General features: G+C 61.8%; 11 protein-coding genes. 1 reads left to right on the forward strand and 10 read right to left on the reverse strand.

All coding sequences use genetic code 11. From position 1 onward, the window contains the following. Positions 1-8: 8 nt before the first annotated feature. The 10 genes from fusA to rplJ form a co-directional block, all read right to left on the reverse strand. Positions 9-2081 (reverse strand): elongation factor G, encoded by a 2073-nt coding sequence (gene fusA / locus Q7U29_RS17855; RefSeq protein WP_304743670.1) that lies wholly within the window; start codon positions 2079-2081, stop codon positions 9-11. 31 nt (positions 2082-2112) lie between these two features. Continuing rightward, entirely contained in the window at positions 2113-2583 is a 471-nt protein-coding gene (rpsG, locus tag Q7U29_RS17860; RefSeq protein WP_304743672.1) for a 30S ribosomal protein S7, read from the reverse strand. 14 nt (positions 2584-2597) lie between these two features. Further along, positions 2598-2969 (reverse strand): 30S ribosomal protein S12, encoded by a 372-nt coding sequence (rpsL, locus tag Q7U29_RS17865; RefSeq protein ID WP_011473880.1) that lies wholly within the window; start codon positions 2967-2969, stop codon positions 2598-2600. A 639-nt stretch (positions 2970-3608) separates the two neighbouring features. Beyond that, positions 3609-4799 (reverse strand): GNAT family N-acetyltransferase, encoded by a 1191-nt coding sequence (locus Q7U29_RS17870; RefSeq protein WP_370691774.1) that lies wholly within the window; start codon positions 4797-4799, stop codon positions 3609-3611. Positions 4800-5275: 476 nt separating this feature from the next. Continuing rightward, a complete protein-coding gene (locus tag Q7U29_RS17875; RefSeq protein WP_304743673.1) occupies positions 5276-7249 on the reverse strand; it encodes an ABC transporter ATP-binding protein in 1974 nt (657 codons plus the stop codon). A gap of 126 nt (positions 7250-7375) precedes the next feature. Beyond that, positions 7376-9430 (reverse strand): FAD-dependent oxidoreductase, encoded by a 2055-nt coding sequence (locus Q7U29_RS17880; protein ID WP_304743675.1) that lies wholly within the window; start codon positions 9428-9430, stop codon positions 7376-7378. Positions 9431-9619: 189 nt separating this feature from the next. Beyond that, positions 9620-13828: a DNA-directed RNA polymerase subunit beta' gene (gene rpoC, locus Q7U29_RS17885; RefSeq protein ID WP_304743677.1), complete on the reverse strand. Its 4209-nt coding sequence runs from the start codon at positions 13826-13828 to the stop codon at positions 9620-9622. 130 nt (positions 13829-13958) lie between these two features. Then, the gene (gene rpoB, locus Q7U29_RS17890) at positions 13959-18080 is read right to left on the reverse strand and encodes a DNA-directed RNA polymerase subunit beta (RefSeq protein WP_304743678.1); all 4122 of its coding nucleotides are present in this window, start codon (positions 18078-18080) and stop codon (positions 13959-13961) included. A 444-nt stretch (positions 18081-18524) separates the two neighbouring features. Continuing rightward, on the reverse strand, positions 18525-18896 hold the full coding sequence (rplL, locus tag Q7U29_RS17895; RefSeq protein ID WP_291860694.1) for a 50S ribosomal protein L7/L12: 372 nt from the start codon (positions 18894-18896) through the stop codon (positions 18525-18527). A 57-nt stretch (positions 18897-18953) separates the two neighbouring features. Beyond that, entirely contained in the window at positions 18954-19472 is a 519-nt protein-coding gene (gene rplJ, locus Q7U29_RS17900; protein ID WP_304743680.1) for a 50S ribosomal protein L10, read from the reverse strand. A gap of 613 nt (positions 19473-20085) precedes the next feature. On the opposite strand from rplJ, the gene Q7U29_RS17905 reads away from it, so the two are divergent. Continuing rightward, positions 20086-21786: a hypothetical protein gene (locus tag Q7U29_RS17905; protein ID WP_304743681.1), complete on the forward strand. Its 1701-nt coding sequence runs from the start codon at positions 20086-20088 to the stop codon at positions 21784-21786. The last annotated feature ends 56 nt before the right edge of the window (positions 21787-21842 follow it).

The raw sequence follows: 21842 nt of genomic DNA on the forward strand, positions 1-21842 counted from the left end.
AACGACAATCAGGCAAACTTCTTTTGGACTTCCGCCGACACGTTCGCCGGCGCTTCCGCGTAGTGGTCGAACTGCATCGTGAAGGTCGCGCGACCCTGGCTCATCGAGCGCAGGTTATTCACGTAACCGAACATGTTCATCAGCGGCACCATCGCGTTGATGACGTTGGCGTTGCCGCGCATGTCCTGACCCTGGATCTGGCCACGCCGCGAATTCAGATCGCCGATGACCGAGCCGGTGTAATCTTCCGGAGTCACGCATTCGACCTTCATGATCGGCTCGAGCAGGACGGACTTGCCCTTCTGCAGCGCTTCGCGGAATGCCGCGCGCGACGCAATTTCGAAGGCCAGGGCCGAAGAGTCGACGTCGTGATAGGCGCCGTCCACCAGCGTCACCTTGACGTCGACCACCGGGAAGCCGGCGACCACGCCCGAAGTGAGCACGCTGTTGAGGCCCTTTTCGACGCCGGGGATGTATTCCTTCGGCACCGCGCCGCCGACGACCTTGGACTCGAACTCGAATCCCTTGCCGGGCTCGTTGGGCTCGACGACGAACTTGACCCGCGCGAACTGGCCGGTACCGCCGGTCTGCTTCTTGTGGGTGTAATCGACTTCCGCCTTCTTGGTGACGCGCTCACGGAACGCCACCTGCGGCGCGCCGATGTTGGCGTCGACCTTGTAGGTGCGCCGCAGGATGTCGACCTTGATGTCGAGATGGAGTTCGCCCATGCCCTTGAGGATGGTCTGGCCGGACTCCAGGTCGGTCGAGACCCGGAACGACGGATCTTCCGCCGCCAGCTTCGCCAGCGCGACGCCGAGCTTTTCCTGGTCGGCCTTCGACTTCGGCTCGATCGCGATTTCGATGACCGGCTCCGGGAATTCCATCTTTTCCAGAATCACCGGCTTGTTGGCGTCGCACAGCGTGTCGCCGGTGCGGGCTTCCTTCAGGCCCGCCAGGGCGACGATGTCGCCGGCATAGGCTTCCTTGATGTCTTCGCGGTTGTTGGCATGCATCAGCAGCATGCGGCCGATGCGCTCCTTGCGGTCACGCGTCGAATTGATGACGCCGGTACCCGAAAGCAGCGTGCCGGAATAGATGCGGCAGAAGGTGATTGTGCCGACGAACGGATCGTCCATGATCTTGAACGCGAGCAGCGCGAGCGGCTCCTTGTCGTTCGGAAGCCGAACGATTTCGTTGCCGTCTTCATCGACGCCCTTGATGGCGGGAACGTCGACCGGCGACGGCAGATAGGCCACCACCGCGTCGAGCAGCGGCTGCACGCCCTTGTTCTTGAACGCCGAACCGCACAGCACCGGGAAGAATGCGCCGGTCAGCACCGCCTTGCGGATCAGCCGCTTGAGCGTGGCTTCGTCGGGCTCCTTGCCGTCGAGGTATGCGGCGAGCGCGTCGTCATCGAGCTCGACGGCGGCTTCCAGCATCTTCTCGCGGTATTCCTTGGCCTTCTCGACCATATCCTCGGGAATATCGATGTCCTTGAAGGGAGCATCGAGCTTCTCGTCTTCCCAGACGACACCCTTCATGCGGACCAGATCGACCAGGCCCTTGAAATTGTTCTCGGCGCCGATCGGAAGCTGGATCGCGATCGGCTTGGCGCCGAGGCGGTCGACGATGTCCTGCAGGCATTTGTAGAAATCGGCGCCGGTCTTGTCCATCTTGTTGGCGAAGACGATGCGCGGAACCTTGTACTTGTCGCCCTGACGCCAGACGGTTTCCGTCTGCGGCTCGACGCCCTGGTTGGAATCCAGCACGCATACCGCACCGTCGAGCACGCGCAGCGAACGCTCGACTTCGATGGTGAAGTCGACGTGGCCGGGAGTGTCGATGATGTTGAGGCGCTTGCCTTCCCAGAAGGCGGTGGTGGCGGCGGATGTAATCGTGATGCCGCGCTCCTGCTCCTGCTCCATCCAGTCCATCGTCGCGGCACCTTCGTGCACTTCGCCGATTTTGTGGCTCTTGCCGGTATAATACAGGATGCGCTCGGTGGTCGTGGTCTTGCCGGCATCGATATGCGCCATGATACCGAAGTTGCGGTAGTCCTCTATGGCATGAACGCGGGGCATGGGTTGTTCCTTAAAATCCGTTGTTTCGCCGTTACCAGCGATAGTGCGAGAAGGCGCGGTTGGCTTCAGCCATCCGGTGCACGTCTTCCCGCTTCTTGACGGCGTTTCCCCTGCCATTCGACGCGTCGAGCAGCTCGGCCGAGAGCCGCTCCGTCATCGTCTTTTCATTGCGGTCGCGAGCTGCCGTGATGATCCAGCGAATCCCGAGCGCCTGACGGCGCACGCTGCGGACTTCGACCGGCACCTGGTAGGTGGCGCCGCCGACGCGGCGCGAACGAACTTCGATGGTCGGCATGACGTTTTCCAGGGCCTGCTCGAAAACCGGCAGCGGGCCCTGCTTGGTCTTGGCCTCGATCATTTCGAGCGCGCCATAGACGATGCTCTCGGCGGCAGACTTCTTGCCGTCGTACATGACCGAGTTCATGAACTTCGTGATGATGATGTTCCCGAACTTCGGGTCCGGGTTCACTTCACGCTTTTCAGCAGAATGGCGACGAGACATCTATCTGTTCCCGATTATTTCGGACGCTTCGCGCCGTACTTCGAACGACGCTGCTTACGGTTCTTGACGCCCTGGGTATCGAGGACGCCGCGGAGAATGTGGTAACGCACGCCGGGCAAATCCTTGACGCGACCGCCGCGGATCATGACCACCGAATGCTCCTGAAGGTTATGGCCTTCACCCGGAATGTAGCCGATGACTTCGAAGCCGTTGGTCAGGCGCACCTTTGCGACCTTACGAAGCGCCGAGTTCGGCTTCTTCGGGGTCGTGGTGTAGACGCGCGTGCAAACGCCACGCTTCTGCGGCGACTGCTGCAGCGCCGGCACCTTCTTGCGCGACTTCTGAACGACGCGCGGACTTGCGATCAGCTGGTTGATCGTCGGCATGTCAGCCTTCACCCTTTAGTTCACGCGAAACCGTTATCGGCTCCGCAAAATTCATTCGGGACACCAGTCCCATCCGGCCGCCTCACACGGAAACGACCGCGCAAAGCGAAATCGCGCCAACCACTCATTGCTGAGCGGAAAGCGCTTCACGCCACAGAGGACCGCGGTCGTGATCGATCAGCTGACGCTGGTCAATCGGCCACCGAGGTCATGCATCCGAAATTAATCTCAAGAGAACTTGCTCGAGAGAACCAAGATCGTCCTGGCAGTGCCTAGCTATCATCGACAGCGTTTGAGCGGCATTCGTCGAGGTTGGTGCCCGTCTCGATCCCCAAGGATGAATACCTGGAGGATGAAGGTGGGTGATCCGTTCCGACTCTGGCGTCGCTCACCGCCTGTCGTCAAGTGCGCGGGTTTTATCGGCGGTAGTTGGCCAAGTCAAGGCGAAACGACAGCGAAAGAAACGCCTGTGGCATATGCATAACTGGCGTGCGCGTGAGTTTCAACCCGCGCTGGAATCGAGGCTTTCAAGGCAGATGGCCGCGAATCTCCGCGCGGCTCGTACGACACCCGGCTTGCCCCGCCTTCAACGGGACTGGAATAAAATGCCCAAACGTCAATATTACCCGGATAAAATAGTCAGGAGAGCGATGCGACGCCCAGTTTCTTCGGGCGAGGCGTTGATCGCCACTGCCGGAACCCGTCCCGCCAGCTGCGCAGGCGCTGATAGGCGAGCTGCCGGGCCGCTTCGATTCGGTAGCCGACCGATTTTCTCGCGCCGATATCGATCAGCAGATCGACCGTCGGTCGCCGTCCGGCCCATAATTGACCCATGAAGCTTGCTTCGGCGGCACAGGAATTGATCGCCACGATCCCGGATCCGGCGAACAGCCCGTCGGTGATCTTGTCGATCAACAGCGCTCCCGGCGAATATTTGGCGTATTCGGCGTCGAATGCGGTTTTCCAGGTGTAGGCAGTCGTGCCGCAATACATCAGCACCTGCGCGGAAATCGCTTCGCCGTTGACCCGCAGCAAGGCGACGGAGGCATTGCCCTGCGCCGCCAGGCTCTGGAACAGCCGTCGGACGAAGGCAGCGTCATGGGGATCGGATAACAGCGCAGTGCCGCGATCGCCTTTCCAGCTGGCATTTTCGAGCGCCAGAAAGCGCTCGAAAGCCTGCAGGGCGCCGTCCAGCGTCCGGTCGTTCACGACGTCAACGGTGCCGAGCGCCGACAGCCTGTTCCAGTCCTGCCGCAGTTTCTTGCGCGTGGAGCCGGACCGTTTGACGCCAAACACCGGCGTCACGAAAGGCCGGGCGCTTTCCGAAAGCGTCAAGGGTTCAATGCCGCGGCTGGCCAGTTCCCGGCGCATCGCGGAATAGCTCGGACACTCCGCGTCGAGCGACGGCAGACTGAGGACCTTCGGCAGCGACCGGCTGGCCGCGATCGCCGAGAAGAACGCCGCGATCACGCCGTCGACGCAGGCAAAGTCGACCACGGGGCTGGACAGGAAGGCGTAGGTATAAGGCAGCGCTTCCAGCACCCTTGGCCAGAACGGCAGGATCTTGCGCGATTGCAGCGCCCAGACCCCGACCAGCTTGCGCGGGCCGTCGCCCTCCTCCCAGGCCAGCAGCATCTGGATGCGGGAGAAACCAGTGTCGTCGGCCGCCTTCAGCGCCGCAGGGTTCATGAAGACGTTCGAGGAGGCACGCCGGACGAGATCGTCCCATTGCGGGCCGATGTCGGAGTTAGGTGAATCAATCGTTACCGAAATCATCGGACCAATGCTTTGAGCGACCGCTGCGCGGCGGCCATCTTGTTCTTCCAGCATTGCGTTTCGGTTAAGTCAGCAGGCCACGGCCAGGCCCGGACCTTAAGCGAACCGCGGGCCTTATTCGGAGCTTTTCTTTCAAGCTTTCTTTGCGTGTTCCGTCGCATTGGTAGGGTCTTCGGCTCCGCCGCAAAGGCGTGCAGTATACGGATGTTGCAATCGTCGGCGGGGGTCTCATCCCGCAATGGCTGGCGACCGAGGGCATGGACACCCGGAAGATTGCGGCGTTCTACGGCGATCCGGAAAAGACGGCATGCGAGGCGCGCTGCCTCGCCCAGGCCTATCACCTGCGTTCGCTGTCGATCGACAACGGCTTGTCATGGCGCGCGCAGCGCGCGGCACGCTTTGTCGCGGCTTGCCCCCTGGCAAATCGCGATCTATCGGCAACCGATTGGCCGCCGGATCAGTTCCGCAACAACCGGCTGCGCAACCCCGTCACGGGAAAATCGCCTGACCGGCTTTTCGCGATTTCCGGCTCAATCCTCGTCGTCATCATCGTCATCATCGCCGGCCTGATCGTCCGCCTTATGCGGCTTGTGGCTCTGGTCGTCCCACAGCTTGCGATAGACCCCGTTGGCGGCGAGCAGTTTCTGGTGTGAACCGCGTTCGATCGCCCTGCCGCCCGATATCACGATGATCTCGTCCATCTCGACCACCGACGTCAGCCGGTGGGTCGAGAAGATCATGGTGCGGCCCTGGGCCAGTTTCATCAGCGTCTTGTTGATGGCGGCTTCCGTGGTCTGGTCGAGCGCCGAGGTCGCCTCGTCGAGCAGCAGCACCGAGGGGTCGCGGACGACCGCACGGGCGATGGCGATGCGCTGGCGCTGCCCGCCCGATAGCGTGTCGCCGCGCTCTCCGACCTCGGTATCGTACTTCTCCGGCAGGCTCATGATGTAACTGTGGATCTCGGCCTTCTTCGCCGCCTCCACGACCTCTTCGTCGGTCGCACCTTCCTTGCCGAGCCGGATGTTTTCCCGGATCGACATGTTGAACAGCATGTTCTCCTGGAACACCACGGCCATGCTCTTGCGCAGGGATTCGACGGTCACCTTGCGGATATCGACGCCGTCGATGGTCAGGCGCCCTTCATCCGGCACATAGAGGCGAAGGATCAAATTCAGCAGCGTGCTCTTGCCGGAGCCGCTGGGGCCGACGACCGCAATGGTCTTGCCGACATCGAGCTTGAGACTGAGATTGTCGAGCACCGGCGTCTCGGAGCCCTCGTACTTGAACGACACGCGGTCGAAGGTGATGTCGTTGGTGATGCGCGGCAGCTCGGGCGCGCCCGCGCGATCGGCGCCGCGGGTCGGCTCGTCGAGCAATTCCTGAATGTGACGCACCGCCGCCGCCGACTGGATCGACACCGGAATGAAATGCATCAAGTGGGCGATGTTGTAGGACACCTCCCAGAACGCACTCTCGAACGTCACGAAGGTTCCGACCGTGATCTGCCCCTTGGTGGCGAGATAGGCGCCGATCGCGAGCACCACCAGATGCAGCAACAACACCGAGATCGTGACCGAGCGCTCGACCATGGTCGAGAGAAACACCGCGGAAGCGGTCTTGTCGCGAACCTGGTTGTTGCGCAGACGGAACCAGCCGAAGGCGCGGCGCTGCAGGCTGAACGCCTTCACCACGGCCTGCGCCGCGACGTTTTCCTGCACCATGCCGAGCAGCGACGATTCGTGCAGCTTCTGCTCGTAATTCGCCTGCACCGCCTTCGGCGTCAGCAGCCGCGGGCCGATCAGCGTGATCGGAAACACCAGCAGTGCTACCGCGGCGAGCTGCCAGTTCAGGAACAGCATCAGGATGATGCCGGCGATCAGTTCCAGGAACGGCAATGCCGCGCTGTTGGCAAAACTCTTGATCGAGGTTTCGAAGGCCGAAAGGTCGATCGAGAACCGCGACAGGATCTCGCCGCGCTGGGTGCGCGCGAAATAGCCCGACGGCAGGTCCTGCACGTGGCCGAACAGGCGCGACCGCACGTCGGCAATAAGGGATGACGCGAGCTTGGCGTCCCATCGCTCATACCAAATCGCGACGATCGAAGTGATGATGCCGGCCACCGCCAGCACCCCGAGGATCATGTAGAGGGCCTGGAAATCCTCTTCGCCGAGTGCGTCGTCGATCAGGAATTTGAGGCTCAGCGGCATGATGACGTTGAACAGCGTCTCGACCACGACGCCGAAGGCCACAAAGGCCAGCATTTTCCTGTAATTCTTCAGAAACGGCTGGACGAAGGCATAGATCGTCGCAAACGCGCCGGCGGCTTCCTGCGCGGTATAAACGACGAGATCCTCATCATCGTCGTCGTCGTCTATCTCGATATCAGGCTCGGATGGCTTGACCGCCTTCTTGCCAAGCTCCGCCGCAACCGGATCGCCCGCGGCGTCGGGCTTCGGATCGTCCGATGAAGGAGGCTCGTCCGATGAAGGAAGCTTGGGCGCCATGAAACCAACCGGTGCTGCACGGCCGGCACGACCGCAAAATCAAGGGAGACGGCCGAGCGAGCCACGGCCGCGATCCTATGCGATCAATATGCGTTCGGCAAAATAATTGGAAGGCCGGCGGTTCGCTTAATCGTCGGCCTCGACCTTGTCGAAGAACGAGTAACGCAGGCTGTCGGAGTCCGCATACCACTGGCCGGGCCCCTTGTTGGCCGCCAGCGTCGCCGCCCAGAGCACGTCCGTGACGTCGCGGCGATGCATCGACAGGTCGAATCCGTTGCCGAAGAACAACTCCGACCATTCCCACCAGGTGCCGAGCTTCTTCACGCCGCGCAGCAGGTCGTAGCGGTCGATCAGCGCCGGCGCCATGTCCGACGTCACGGATCCGAACACCAGGCCGGTCTTCACCACGCGGTTCAACTCGCGAATCGCGCGGGGAACCTGCTTTTCGGAGACATGGCACAGGCTGGTTTCGAACACGAAGTCGAATTCCGCGTCCTTGAACGGCATATCGACGATCGATCCGAACTTGCAGAACTCCTTCAGTTCTTTCGGCGTCCGGGCGTGGATCGCGCGATTGTTCTCGATACCCCACGCGTCGATCCCGCGGGCGCGCAGTGCGCCCACCAGCTCGCCGCTGGCGGAGCCGGCCACCAGCAGCCTGTAGCCCCTGGCCCTGTTCCAGACGATCTTGACGAGGTCGGTCAGGTAGGCCGGATCGGTGAACTGGCTCCAGACCTCGCCATAGGGCCCGAGCCCGCGATAGTTCTCGAAATACTCGCGGTCGATCTTGTCGGACGCAGGCGTGCTGCCGTCGCCGCGCGCGCGGCGCAACCGCATCATCTCGGTGACGATGATGTCGGTGGCGGCATCGGAGGAGTCCAGCAATCCGTTCAGCGTCGAGTCGAACAGATAGTCGCCGACCACGACCAGGCCGGGATGCTGTTTCGGCTCGGGACGGTGATTGGTCATGACGTCGCGTGCCGGCATGCCGCCCGGCAGCGCATTCACCGACGACAGCCAGCGATGGATCTTGCCCTCCATCAGATGCGCGCGCGCATCGCCGAACGAGTCCGGCAGCGACTTCACCGCGGCGTCGATCAGTTCCAGGTCGCTGAGATTGGCGAACGCCAAAGCATCGGAACCGGCGATCAGCCAGTTCAGCACGCCGTGCTTGCCGACATCGTGACGCGCACCTTCGTTGTAGACGCAGCAGCCGCCGAACGCTTCCGACATGAACCAGGCGCCCGGGATCCTCTCGCCCCAGAACGGCTCGTCGAACAGCAACGACACCCGCAGGTAATGCGCGGGGCGGTCGAAATAGGCGACGTGCTTGACCATCGACTTACGCAGCTGCTCGCCGCCCCATCGCATGGTGGCGAGCCAGGAATGCGGCAGACACATCACCACCAGATCGAAATCCCTGGTTTCCGGTCCCTTGCCGTTCATCATGTCGAGCTGATAGCGCCCGGCCGGGGTCTTGCCGACCTGGAGCACCCTGTGATTGAGCTGGATGTCGGCGCTGACTTCGGATAGCAGGCAGTCAATCAGCTGCTCGTTGCCGTTCTGGATCGAATACAGGCCGATATAGCCGTCGACATCCATCAAGAAGTTCTTCAGCGCATTGAGCCCATTGGTATTGTGGCTCTCGGTGGCAAGGTCGGACCGCGCCATGATCTTCAGGAAGCGCTTGGCGACGGGATCGTCGACTTCCTTGTCGAGCAGCGCTTCGCAGCTGATGTAAGCCCACGGGTGCTCGTTGTCGTGCGCGCCGACGCCTTCGTAATATTCGAGCGGCGACATCAAATCGGAGCAGCGCTTGCGGAACGCCTCGATCGCGTCGGCGGTCATGGCGCCGTATCTGCGGCGCATCCCCGGCACGTCGTTGAGCAACTCGCCATCGAGCTGGACCTGCTCGGCATCCATCGGAATGGTCTGCAGGCCGAAATGCTGGATCAATTCGCGCAGCGGATCCGGGCCCGTCATCGAGTAGTCGTATATCTCGGCTACGCCGGCTTCGTACATCGTCGGCGCCGAATCGAACTTCCGCGTCACGATCTTGCCGCCGACCCGGTCGGACGCCTCGTAAATCGTGATGCGGCAGAGATCGCCCAGCTTCTTTTTGAGGTACCAGGCGCTCATCAGCCCGCCGGGGCCGCCGCCAACGATTGCAAGATCCAGCATATGGTTTTCCGTCGCCCCAGCCGGCCGCCCGCTGTTCGCGACGCGCCCGGTCTAACTCCCCCTAGCAAAGGCGCTTTTGACGCTGAAGGGAAGATGAACAAAGCAGTGTGCAGTGCGAGAAAGGCGAAAAAACAGCAAAAAGGCCGGCTTGCGCCGGCCTTTTCTTAACCTTGGTCAATTCCGAGTGCCTTATTCCGCCGGCTCCGCCGGCGGCAGCGCCAGCGGCTCGGCTTCGGGAGCCGAAGGCACGATGGTCGCCTGCTTCTCGCGTTCGTCGAGGATCAGCTTGTCCCGCTTGACGGCGACTTCGCGGATCTTGGCCATCGAGGCGCCGGTGCCCGCCGGGATCAGCCGGCCGACAATGACGTTTTCCTTGAGGCCTTCGAGCGGGTCGACCTTGCCGTTGACGGCGGCTTCGGTGAGCACGCGGGTGGTCTCCTGGAACGAGGCCGCCGAGAAGAACGAGCGGGTCTGCAGGCTCGCCTTGGTGATGCCGAGCAGTACCGGCGTTCCCGTGGCGATCTTCTTGCCCTCTTCCTTTGCCCTGGCGTTGAGCACGTCGAACTCGATCTTGTCGATCTGTTCGCCCGAGATCATGTCGGTCTCGCCCTGGTCGGTGATTTCCACCTTCTGCAGCATCTGACGGACAATCACCTCGATGTGCTTGTCGTTGATCAGCACGCCCTGCAGCCGATAGACCTCCTGGATTTCGTTGACCAGATAGGCAGCGAGTTCCTCGATGCCCTTGATCGCCAGAATGTCGTGCGGCGCCGGATTGCCTTCGACGATGAAATCGCCCTTTTCGACGATGTCGCCGTCCTGCAGATGGATGTGCTTGCCCTTCGGAATGAGGTACTCGCGAGTCTCCTCGTTCTTGTCCATCGGCTCGATCGAGATGCGGCGCTTGTTCTTGTAGTCGCGGCCGAACCGGATGGTGCCGGCGATTTCCGCGATGATGGCGGCGTCCTTCGGCTTGCGGGCCTCGAACAGTTCCGCCACCCGCGGCAGACCGCCGGTGATGTCGCGGGTCTTGGCGCTTTCGGTGGAAATACGCGCCAGGATGTCGCCGGTCTTGACCTTGGCCCCGACGTCGACCGACAGAATGGCGTCGACCGACAGCATGTAACGGGCCTCGCCGCCACGCGCGAGCTTGAGGATCTTGCCATCCTTGCCCTTGATGACGATGGCCGGACGCAGGTCGGCGCCGCCGCGCGACGTGCGCCAGTCGATGACGACGCGCTTGGCGATACCGGTGGATTCGTCCAGCGTTTCCGAGATCGACTGCCCCTCGACCAGGTCCTCGAAGCCGATGGTGCCCTCCACTTCGGTCAGCACCGGACGGGTGTAGGGATCCCATTCGGCGATGCGCTGGCCGCGCTTGACCATGTCGCCTTCGTCGACGCGCATCCGCGCGCCGTACTGAATGCGATGGGTCGCCCGTTCGGTGCCGTCGGCGTCCGTCACCGCCACCACCATGTTGCGGACCATCGCGACGAGATGGCCTTCGCCATTCTTCGCGATCGCCTTGTTCTTGATCGTCACCTTGCCGTCGAAGTTCGACTCGATGAACGACTGTTCGTTGATCTGCGCCGCGCCGCCGATGTGGAACGTGCGCATCGTCAGCTGGGTACCGGGCTCGCCGATCGACTGCGCCGCGATGACGCCGACCGCCTCGCCGTGGTTGACCGGGGTGCCGCGGGCCAGATCGCGGCCGTAGCACTTGCCGCAGATGCCGTTGACCAGTTCGCAGGTCAGGGCCGAGCGGATCTTCACTTCCTGGATGCCGGCCTGCTGGATGGCGTCGACGTGAATCTCCTCCATCAGCGTGCCACGCTTGACCACGACCTTGTTGGTCACGGGATCTCGCAGATCCTCGCCGTTGGTACGGCCGAGAATGCGCGACGCCAGCGAGGCGACGACCGTGCCGGAGTCGATGATGGCGCGCATCTTGATGCCGAGCTTGGTGCCGCAATCATCCGCCGTGATGATGCAGTCCTGCGCCACGTCGACCAGACGCCGCGTCAGGTAACCGGAGTTCGCCGTCTTCAACGCGGTGTCCGCGAGGCCCTTGCGGGCGCCGTGGGTCGAGTTGAAGTATTCGAGCACCGACAGGCCTTCCTTGAAGTTGGAAATGATCGGCGTCTCGATGATCTCGCCCGACGGCTTGGCCATCAGGCCGCGCATGCCGGCGAGCTGGCGCATCTGGTCCTGCGAACCACGGGCGCCGGAGTTCGCCATCATGAAGATCGAGTTGATCTGGGCTTCGCCGCCCTTCGGATTCTTCTTAACGGCGGAAATTTCCGCCATCATGTCTTCCGAGATCTTCTTGGTGCACTTCGACCAGGCGTCCACGACCTTGTTGTACTTTTCGCCGTGGGTGATCAGGCCGTCATTGTACTGCTGCTCGAATTCCTTGGCGAGCGCGCGCGTCTCGTCGACCGTCTTCCACTTCGAAGCCGGCACAACCATGTCGTCCTTGCCGAACGAAATGCCGGCCTTGAAGGCGTTGTAGAAGCCGAGCGCCATGATGCGATCGCAGAAGATCACCGTCTCCTTCTGACCGCAGTGACGATAGACCTGATCGATGACGCCGGAGATTTCCTTCTTGGTCATCAGCTTGTTGATGATGTCGAACGGCATCTTCGGCGACTTCGGCAGCACCTGGCCGAGCATGGCGCGGCCGGCCGTGGTGTCGTACCAGCGGGTGACCGGCTTGCCGGCCTCGTCCATGCCCTGCCAGCGATACTTGATCTTGGTGTGGAGGTGGATGACCTTGGCGTGCAGGGCATGCTCGATCTCGGCCATTTCGCCGTAGAGCTTGCCCTCGCCGGTCAGGCCTTCACGCAGTACCGACAGATAGTACAGACCGAGCACGATATCCTGCGACGGCACGATGATCGGCTGACCATTGGCCGGATGCAGGATGTTGTTGGTCGACATCATCAGCACGCGCGCTTCGAGCTGGGCTTCCAGCGACAGCGGAACGTGCACGGCCATCTGGTCGCCGTCGAAGTCGGCGTTGAAGGCGGCGCAGACCAGCGGATGCAGCTGGATTGCCTTGCCCTCGATCAGCACCGGCTCGAACGCCTGGATGCCCAGGCGATGCAGCGTCGGCGCGCGATTGAGGAGCACGGGATGCTCGCGGATCACCTCGTCGAGAATGTCCCAGACCTCGGGACGCTCCTTTTCGACCAGCTTCTTGGCCTGCTTCACCGTGGTGGACAGGCCCTTGGCGTCGAGCCGCGAATAGATGAACGGCTTGAACAGCTCCAGCGCCATCTTCTTCGGCAGGCCGCACTGATGCAGCCGCAGTTCGGGACCGACCACGATCACCGAACGGCCGGAATAATCGACGCGCTTGCCGAGCAGGTTCTGCCGGAAGCGGCCCTGCTTGCCCTTCAGCATGTCGGCCAGCGACTTCAGCGGACGCTTGTTGGCGCCGGTGATGACGCGGCCGCGGCGGCCGTTGTCGAACAAGGCGTCGACCGCCTCCTGCAGCATGCGCTTTTCGTTGCGGATGATGATGTCGGGCGCGCGCAGTTCCATCAGCCGCTTCAGGCGGTTGTTGCGGTTGATGACGCGGCGGTAGAGGTCGTTGAGATCCGAGGTCGCAAAGCGGCCGCCATCGAGCGGCACCAGCGGACGCAGGTCCGGCGGAATCACCGGCACCACGGTCAGGATCATCCATTCCGGCTTGTTGCCGGAATAGCGGAACGCCTCGACGATCTTCAGGCGCTTGGCGAGCTTCTTGTGCTTGATGTCGGATTCAGTTTCCTGCATCTCGACGCGCAGCGACGCCTCGAGCTTTTCGAGCTCGAGCCCCTTCAGCAATTCGCGGATCGCCTCGGCGCCGATCATGGCGGTGAAGCTGTCCTGGCCGTATTCGTCCTGCGCCTTCAGGTACTCGTCTTCCGACAGCAGCTGACGGTCCTTCAGCGCGGTGAGGCCCGGCTCCAGAACGACGTAATATTCGAAATACAGGATCCGCTCGAGATCCTTCAGGGTCATGTCGAGCAACAGGCCGATGCGCGAGGGCAGCGACGTCAGGAACCAGATGTGCGCGACCGGGGCGGCCAGCTCGATATGGCCCATGCGCTCGCGCCGGACCCGGCTCAGCGTCACTTCGACCGAGCACTTCTCGCAGATGATGCCCTTGTACTTCATGCGCTTGTACTTGCCGCACAGGCACTCGTAATCCTTGATCGGCCCGAAGATGCGGGCGCAGAACAGGCCGTCGCGCTCCGGCTTGAAGGTGCGGTAGTTGATGGTCTCCGGCTTCTTGATCTCGCCGTAGGACCACGACAGAATCTTCTCCGGAGACGCGATGGAGATCCGGATCTGGTCGAAGACCTGAGCCGGCGTCGTCGGGTTGAAGAGATTCATAATTTCTTGGTTCATGGTCTTCTCCTCGCGTGCCGATCGTCACCGGCAGCAAATTCGAAATTCTTTTTGACGCCACGCGTTTCGCCCAACGTCCGAGCGAAGCGCGGATGCCCGGCGCAAAGCGCCGGGCATATCGCTTTTTATGTTACTCGGCCGCCTCGGATGTCGCGCCGCCCGCCTTGGAATTGTGCAGGTCGACGTTGAGGCCCAGCGAACGCATTTCCTTGACCAGCACGTTGAACGATTCCGGGATACCGGCTTCGAACGTGTCGTCGCCACGCACGATCGCCTCGTACACCTTGGTACGGCCGGCGACGTCGTCCGACTTCACGGTCAGCATTTCCTGGAGCGTGTACGCCGCGCCGTAAGCCTCGAGCGCCCACACTTCCATTTCGCCGAAACGCTGTCCGCCGAACTGCGCCTTGCCACCCAGCGGCTGCTGGGTAACGAGCGAGTACGGCCCGATCGAACGCGCATGGATCTTGTCGTCGACCAGATGGTGCAGCTTGAGCATGTAGATGTACCCAACCGTCACCTTGCGGTCGAACGTGTCGCCGGTGCGGCCGTCGAACACGGTCGACTGGCCCGACGCGTCGAGACCGGCAAGCTTCAGCATCTCCTCGATGTCGGCTTCCTTGGCCCCGTCGAACACCGGCGTCGCGATCGGCACGCCGTGGCTGAGATTGCGCCCGAGCTCCATCAACTCGCTGTCGTTGAGCGACTTGATGGTTTCGTCGTCGCCGTAGATCTTCTTCAGGGTCTCCTTCAGCGGCTTCAGGTCCTGCTTGGCGCTGGCAAGGTAGGCATCGATGGTCTGACCGATGCGCTTGCCGAGGCCGGCGCAGGCCCAGCCGAGATGGGTTTCCAGGATCTGACCGACGTTCATGCGCGACGGCACGCCCAGCGGATTGAGCACGATGTCGGCATGGGTGCCGTCCTCGAGGAACGGCATGTCCTCGATCGGAACGATCTTGGACACCACGCCCTTGTTGCCGTGACGGCCGGCCATCTTGTCGCCGGGCTGAATCTTGCGCTTCACCGCGACGAAGACCTTGACCATCTTCATCACGCCGGGCGGCAATTCGTCGCCACGCTGCAGCTTTTCGACCTTGTCGAGGAAGCGCTGTTCGAGGCCCTTCTTCGATTCGTCGTACTGCTTCCGCATCGCTTCGATTTCAGCCATCAGCTTGTCGTTGGGGGACGCGAACATCCACCATTGCGAACGCGGATGCTCGTCGAGCACGGCGCGGGTGATCTTGGTGTCCTTCTTGAAGCCCTTCGGACCGGCGATGCCCTGGCGGTTTTCCAGAAGCTCCGCCAGGCGGCCGTAGACGTTACGATCGAGAATCGCCTGCTCGTCGTCGCGGTCCTTGGCCAGACGCTCGATCTCTTCCCGCTCGATCGCCAGAGCGCGCTCGTCCTTGTCGACGCCGTGCCGGTTGAAGACGCGGACTTCGACGATGGTGCCCTGCACGCCAGGAGGCACGCGGAGCGAGGTGTCGCGGACGTCGGAGGCCTTTTCGCCGAAGATGGCGCGCAGAAGCTTTTCTTCCGGCGTCATCGGGCTTTCGCCCTTCGGCGTGATCTTGCCGACCAGGATGTCGCCGGCGCGCACTTCGGCGCCGATGTAGACGATACCGGCTTCGTCGAGGTTCTTCAGCGCTTCTTCCGAAACGTTCGGAATGTCGCGGGTGATTTCCTCAGGACCCAGCTTGGTGTCGCGGGCCATCACCTCGAATTCCTCGATGTGGATCGAGGTGAAGACGTCGTCCTTCACGATCCGCTCGGAGAGCAGGATCGAATCTTCGAAGTTGTAGCCATTCCACGGCATGAACGCTACCAGCACGTTGCGGCCGAGCGCGAGCTCGCCGAGATCGGTCGAGGGACCGTCGGCGATGATGTCGCCCTTGGCCACCTGATCGCCCACCTTCACCAGCGGACGCTGGTTGATGCAGGTCGACTGGTTGGAGCGCTGGTACTTCATCAGCCGGTAGATATCGACGCCCGACTTGGTGGGGTCGAGATCGTCGGTAGCGCGGATCACGATACGGGTAGCGTCGATCTGGTCGATCACGCCGGTGCGGCGTGCGGCGATCGCAGCACCGGAGTCGCGGGCGACCACGCCTTCCATGCCGGTGCCTACGAACGGCGCTTCGGCGCGCACCAGCGGCACGGCCTGACGCTGCATGTTCGAGCCCATCAGCGCGCGGTTGGCGTCGTCGTTCTCGAGGAACGGGATCAACGCCGCGGCAACCGAAACCAGCTGCTTCGGCGACACGTCCATGTAGTCGACCTTGTCCGGCGTGATCATCAGCACGTCGCCGGAGTGGCGGCAGACCACGAGGTCGTCGGTGAAGCGGCCCTTGGCGTCGAGCGCCACGTTCGCCTGCGCGACGTGGTAGCGGCCCTCTTCCATCGCCGAGAGGTAGACCACCTCGTCGGTGACGCGGCCGTCCTTGACCTTGCGGTAGGGCGTCTCGACGAAGCCATACTTGTTGACGCGCGCGAACGTCGCCAGCGAGTTGATCAGGCCGATGTTCGGGCCTTCCGGCGTCTCGATCGGGCAGATCCGGCCGTAATGCGTCGGATGCACGTCGCGCACCTCGAAGCCGGCACGCTCGCGGGTCAGACCACCGGGGCCAAGCGCCGAGAGACGGCGCTTGTGGGTGATTTCCGACAGCGGGTTGGTCTGGTCCATGAACTGCGACAGCTGCGACGAACCGAAGAATTCACGCACCGCGGCAGCCGCCGGCTTGGCGTTGATCAGGTCCTGCGGCATCACGGTGTCGATATCGACACTGGACATCCGCTCCTTGATCGCGCGCTCCATGCGAAGCAGGCCGATGCGGTACTGGTTCTCCATCAGCTCGCCGACCGAGCGCACGCGGCGGTTGCCGAGATGGTCGATGTCGTCGATCTCGCCCTTGCCGTCGCGGAGATCAACCAGCGTCTTGATGACGGCCAGGATGTCTTCCTTGCGCAGCGTGCGATGGGTGTCGGGCGCGTCGAGCTCGAGGCGCATGTTCATCTTGACGCGACCGACCGCGGACAGGTCGTAGCGCTCGCTGTCGAAGAACAGCGACTGGAACATGGTCTGCGCCGAGTCGATGGTCGGCGGCTCGCCGGGACGCATCACGCGATAGATGTCGAACAGCGCGTCTTCACGCGTCATGTTCTTGTCGGCGTTCAGCGTGTTGCGGATGTAGGCGCCGACATTTACATGGTCGATGTCGAGCAGCGGCAGTTCCTTGTAGCCCTGCTCGTTGAGCGCCTTCAGCGACTTCTCGGTGATTTCCTCGCCGGCCTCGGCGTAGATCTCGCCGGTCTTCGGATTGACGAGGTCTTCGGCGAGATAGTTGCCGACCAATTCCTCGTCGGACAGGCGCAGCGCCTTGAGGCCCTTTTCCTGCAGCTGGCGCGCGGCGCGCACCGTCAGTTTCTTGCCGGCTTCGAGCACGACCTTGCCGCTGTCGGCATCGATCAGGTCGTTGATGGTCGAGTAGCCGCGGAAGCGGGTGGCGTCGAACGGCACGCGCCAGCCTTCCTTGGCGCGCTTGTAGCTGATCTTCTTGTAGAAGGTGCTCAGGATGGTTTCGCCGTCGAGACCGAGGGCGAACATCAGCGACGTCACCGGAATCTTGCGGCGGCGGTCGATACGCGCGAACACGATGTCCTTGGCGTCGAATTCGATATCGAGCCAGGAGCCGCGATAGGGAATGACGCGCGCGGCGAACAGCAGCTTGCCGGACGAATGGGTCTTGCCCTTGTCGTGATCGAAGAACACGCCGGGCGAACGGTGCATCTGCGAGACGATGACGCGCTCGGTGCCGTTGACGACGAAGGTGCCGTTCATGGTCATGAGCGGGATATCGCCCATGTAGACGTCCTGCTCCTTGATGTCCTTGACGGACTTGGCGCCGGTTTCCTCGTCGATATCGAACACGATCAGGCGCAGCGTCACCTTCAGCGGCGCCGCATAGGTCATGCCGCGCTGACGGCACTCGTCGACGTCGTATTTCGGCGGCTCGAACTCGTAGCGGACGAATTCCAGCATCGAGGTGCCGGAGAAATCCGAGATCGGAAACACCGACCGGAACACTGCCTGCAGGCCCTCGTCCAGCCGGCCGCCAACGGGTTCATCGACCATCAGGAACTGGTCATAGGACGCCTTCTGAACCTCGATGAGGTTCGGCATCTCAGCGACTTCCTTGATGTGTCCGAAGAACTTGCGAACCCGTTTGCGACCCGTGAATGTCTGCTGCGCCATCGTGGCCTCTCATTTCGTCGCCCGTGAGGGGCGAACCTTCCGAAGCGCGACTGCCATCGCCCCCGGGTTGAATTTCCCAAACATTCCGAAAGTCTGAAGTCTCATTTCAGGATTAAAATCCCAAATCGAAGCCCCGCACCTTCAAAACGCAAAACGACGCGCGGGGCGCTTCCGCACCCGCCCGTCTCAACCTGCTTAGTTACGGACCGAAAAAGCCCGAAATTGCCTGTCTCCCAACGGTCTGCGCAGAAGCGTCACCGTTCCCGCCGCCAACCGTGCTTTCGTGCTGCCGTCCCGATATGGGATGACAATCGTGGAGATTCGAGGGTTAAACCTGCAAATCCCCACACATTCCTGTGTACAACGTGGAACAAATCGCCCGTTCCGCGCCGTTTGGAAATCCCGGGCGCATGCGCCCGGGATTCTGCTCCAGCAAGCGCAGGCTTACTTGAGCTCAACCTTGGCGCCGGCCTTCTCGAGCTGGGCCTTGATCTTGTCGGCTTCGTCCTTGTTGACGCCTTCCTTGACGGCCTTGGGGGCGCCTTCGACGAGGTCCTTGGCTTCCTTGAGGCCGAGGCCGGTGATCGCGCGGACTTCCTTGATGACTTCGATCTTCTTCTCGCCGGCGGCGGTCAGCATGACCGTGAACTCGGTCTTTTCTTCCGCGGGAGCAGCGGCGGCAGCGGCCGGACCGGCCACCGCGACGGCGGCAGCGGCGGACACGCCCCACTTTTCTTCAAGGAGCTTCGCGAGCTCGGCAGCTTCGAGCACGGTGAGGCTGGAGAGGTCGTCAACAATCTTCTGTAGGTCGGCCATTGATCTGTTTCCTTAAGCGAATTCGGTTCGAACCAGGTTTGATGTTTGCGAAGGGCGTCAGGCCGCTTCGCTCTTAGAGGCATAGGCCTGGACGACGCGCGCGAGCTTGGCCGCGGGCGCAGTCGAGAGCTGAGCGATCTTGGTCGCCGGCGCCACAAGGAGGCCGAGGATCTTCGCGCGCAGTTCATCGAGCGACGGCAGGGCGGCGAGCGCCTTGACGCCATTCACATCCAGGACGGTTTTACCCATCGATCCGCCGAGAATGACGAACTGTTCGTTCGCCTTGGCAAATTCGATGGCAACCTTCGGCGCCGCTACCGGATCGTTGGAAGTCGCGATCACGGTCGGCCCCTTCAGCAGGGAACCGATGGCAACGACGTCTGTGCCTTCAAGAGCAATTTTGGCGAGACGGTTCTTCGAGACCTTCACCGACGCACCCGCCAGCTTCATCTGCGTACGCAGCTTCTGCATCTGGGCCACGGTGAGGCCGGAATAGTGGGCGACGACTGCAACGCTGGTGGTCTTGAACAGACCGTTCAGCGCTTCAACCGCGTCCTTTTTTGCCGCTCTTTCCACAGCAAGCTCTCTCCGGTTGGCGGCCTGCGCCTTAGAGGCAGGACCGCCGGGTTGCACCCATCGTCCCGCCCAAAACCTGACCTCGAGACCACTTCAAGATCTCAGGACACGCCGGGCACGACGACATTTGAAAAGCCTGCCCTCCCGCGCCGAACGAGGCACGAGGTGTCGAGGTTCGAACCATACCCGCTGCCGTCGCGCGAAACGCGGCGTAAAGCGAAATCCGGTCTTCACCCGTCTATGCAGGCCGATGGATTAAGCCGTTGAAGAGACTTGCGTCTCATCGCGGGCGCCTGCAGTCTTGGACAGGATCGAGATCTTTCGGCGAGCCGAAGGACCCCTGCCCTCACCCCTCCCAAAACGACGGGTTTTCCTCCCTTTCGAGCAATCCATGCGGATGTCCTGAAAGGAATGATCTCCAAGCGTATCGGGTTTTCGGAATGCGAGCACGGACGTGCCAGCAACGGCCAGCACGCCCGGAACGGGTTGTTTAACGAGTCTTTTCCGGCTTGCCAAGTCATTTATTGGCCAAATGTTAGCCAACGCTTCAGGTCCGTCAAACTGCATTCGCCGATTAATGCAACTTTCAGTGCCTGTGGCGGATGGTATCCCGATGCAATCATCCCCGCCAGCCGACGCACCCGACCGCATCCGAGACCTTCGCGTCGGGCTCACCGTCCTGACAATCTCGGCTTTGTTGACCATTGCGCTGACCACCCCCCCGTCAGGATCAGTCCCAGCCGTCCACACCGTCCTGTACATGTTCACGGTGGGACTGCTCCTGTACCTGGGCTTCTTCAATTTCATTCTGCCCCTGATCGGCACCGTACTCGTCATCCGCGGCATGATGAACAACCGACCGGGTCTTGTGGCGGCGCCGTTTGTCTTTCTCGCTCTATGGATTGCCGCTTCCGTCGCAAGCCGGGTCTACGTTCTGTACTCCTATCCAGGATTGTCGAGCCGCGAGATTCCGGCGGCGCTTCGCACCGTTCGGACCTTGACCATCGAGAATGCCTCTTCCGTTGAATGCTGTGGCAATGTCACGCTGCTGTCGGAGGGAGTGATTGATCAGCTCGTGCTGGCCAACAAGATCGAGGGCAAAACCCGGATAATGTCCTCGCGGCTCGCTCGTGGCAGCACTTGCACCGGGACCGACTTCAAGGCCTCGGCTCTGCTGGCTGAGGCAGGACGAACCGATGAATGCATACAGACCGAAGAGATCGAGGCAATTCCGGATGGCCTCGTCATCAGCATAGATTCGTCGAGTGCTCCTGTCGACCTGGGTTGCTGCACTGAAGGCATCGTCAGCCAGCGTCTGAATGGAAAGCAAGTGGTAGCGGCAACGTGGCATCATGGCATCGGCCGCGCACTCGCCTACCTTCCGATGTTCGGTCCGGGGTCCCCTGGAAAGGCCGGCGGAATCTGGAGTTTTGGTAGCGCAGAAGTCGTTCAGCGCGTCCAGATCGGCGGTCCGGAATTCTCGCATCGCGACCTTGCTGTCGCAATCTACGGCATCGACTGGCGAGCGCTCCCAGCCAAGGCTCAAATATCGACCGCTGAGTTATCGCGGCGCGCTCTGAGCTTCGCGCAAAAAACAGACCTGCTGGAAAGACGACCGGCGCTGGACATGGCACTGGCCCTGCAGAAACGTCAGGCGACAGACAGCCAAATTCTCGCGCTCGTCGCATCCTATATCGACGCCACCTATCTCAAAATCGAAGCCGGCAAGGTGAGCCAATTCTGGCAGGGGCTGAGTCGTGAGCAAAAACGCGAGTTTCTGGCGCTTGTGCTCGACCGGCTTAGAATACCCGCGCAGGGGCGAGACCATGGGTTAGAGTCCGTTTTTCCGGGTGACCTCCGAGCGGATTTCCACGAGGCTGCCGAGCAGGCCGAACGGATATTCGCCGAGCAGTCCGATCTCAAATCATGGCAATATGAATTTGCGTTGCGGATGGCTTACGACGACCGTCTACTTTACGGCAGCCCGGAAAAGCTATCCGAGCAGCAAAGAATATTTGCCATGCTCCGAGGCGGAAAACCCGCTGATCTCGCCAATCGGGCATTGGCGTTCAAAACCGTCTATCGCATCTCGACCGACGAAGAGCGGGATTTCTTTGCCGGACGGCTGGATGATGTTCCTGACGAGTTGCTGGAACAATATGTGAAGAAGACCGGATGGTATGGCAGCGGCACGGGCCGTGCGGTATCGCAAGCCATCGTCGATTTTCGAAACAAGGCTATCGCCCGCGTCGCGCGGATCCCGGATGAGACCGCACGCAAAAAAATCCATTTGCCGCCAAACTACGGCAACTGAGTTCTGGCTGGGTTCAACCCCAGCACCCGATAGGGTAGCGGCCGGCCGGCAAAGAA

It is taken from the genome of Bradyrhizobium sp. (assembly GCF_030654605.1).
Lineage (GTDB): Bacteria > Pseudomonadota > Alphaproteobacteria > Rhizobiales > Xanthobacteraceae > Bradyrhizobium.

What these genes read in the sequence shown, in the direction of transcription:
- rpoB (WP_304743678.1), bottom strand. Translation starts at nt 18,080, where the DNA reads ATGGCGCAGCAGACATTCACGGGTCGCAAACGGGTTCGCAAGTTCTTC.
- Q7U29_RS17870 (WP_370691774.1), bottom strand. Translation starts at nt 4,799, where the DNA reads ATGCTGGAAGAACAAGATGGCCGCCGCGCAGCGGTCGCTCAAAGCATT.
- rpoC (WP_304743677.1), bottom strand. Translation starts at nt 13,828, where the DNA reads ATGAACCAAGAAATTATGAATCTCTTCAACCCGACGACGCCGGCTCAG.
- Q7U29_RS17875 (WP_304743673.1), bottom strand. Translation starts at nt 7,249, where the DNA reads ATGGCGCCCAAGCTTCCTTCATCGGACGAGCCTCCTTCATCGGACGAT.
- fusA (WP_304743670.1), bottom strand. Translation starts at nt 2,081, where the DNA reads ATGCCCCGCGTTCATGCCATAGAGGACTACCGCAACTTCGGTATCATG.
- Q7U29_RS17880 (WP_304743675.1), bottom strand. Translation starts at nt 9,430, where the DNA reads ATGCTGGATCTTGCAATCGTTGGCGGCGGCCCCGGCGGGCTGATGAGC.
- rpsL (WP_011473880.1), bottom strand. Translation starts at nt 2,969, where the DNA reads ATGCCGACGATCAACCAGCTGATCGCAAGTCCGCGCGTCGTTCAGAAG.
- Q7U29_RS17905 (WP_304743681.1), top strand. Translation starts at nt 20,086, where the DNA reads ATGCAATCATCCCCGCCAGCCGACGCACCCGACCGCATCCGAGACCTT.
- rpsG (WP_304743672.1), bottom strand. Translation starts at nt 2,583, where the DNA reads ATGTCTCGTCGCCATTCTGCTGAAAAGCGTGAAGTGAACCCGGACCCG.
- rplL (WP_291860694.1), bottom strand. Translation starts at nt 18,896, where the DNA reads ATGGCCGACCTACAGAAGATTGTTGACGACCTCTCCAGCCTCACCGTG.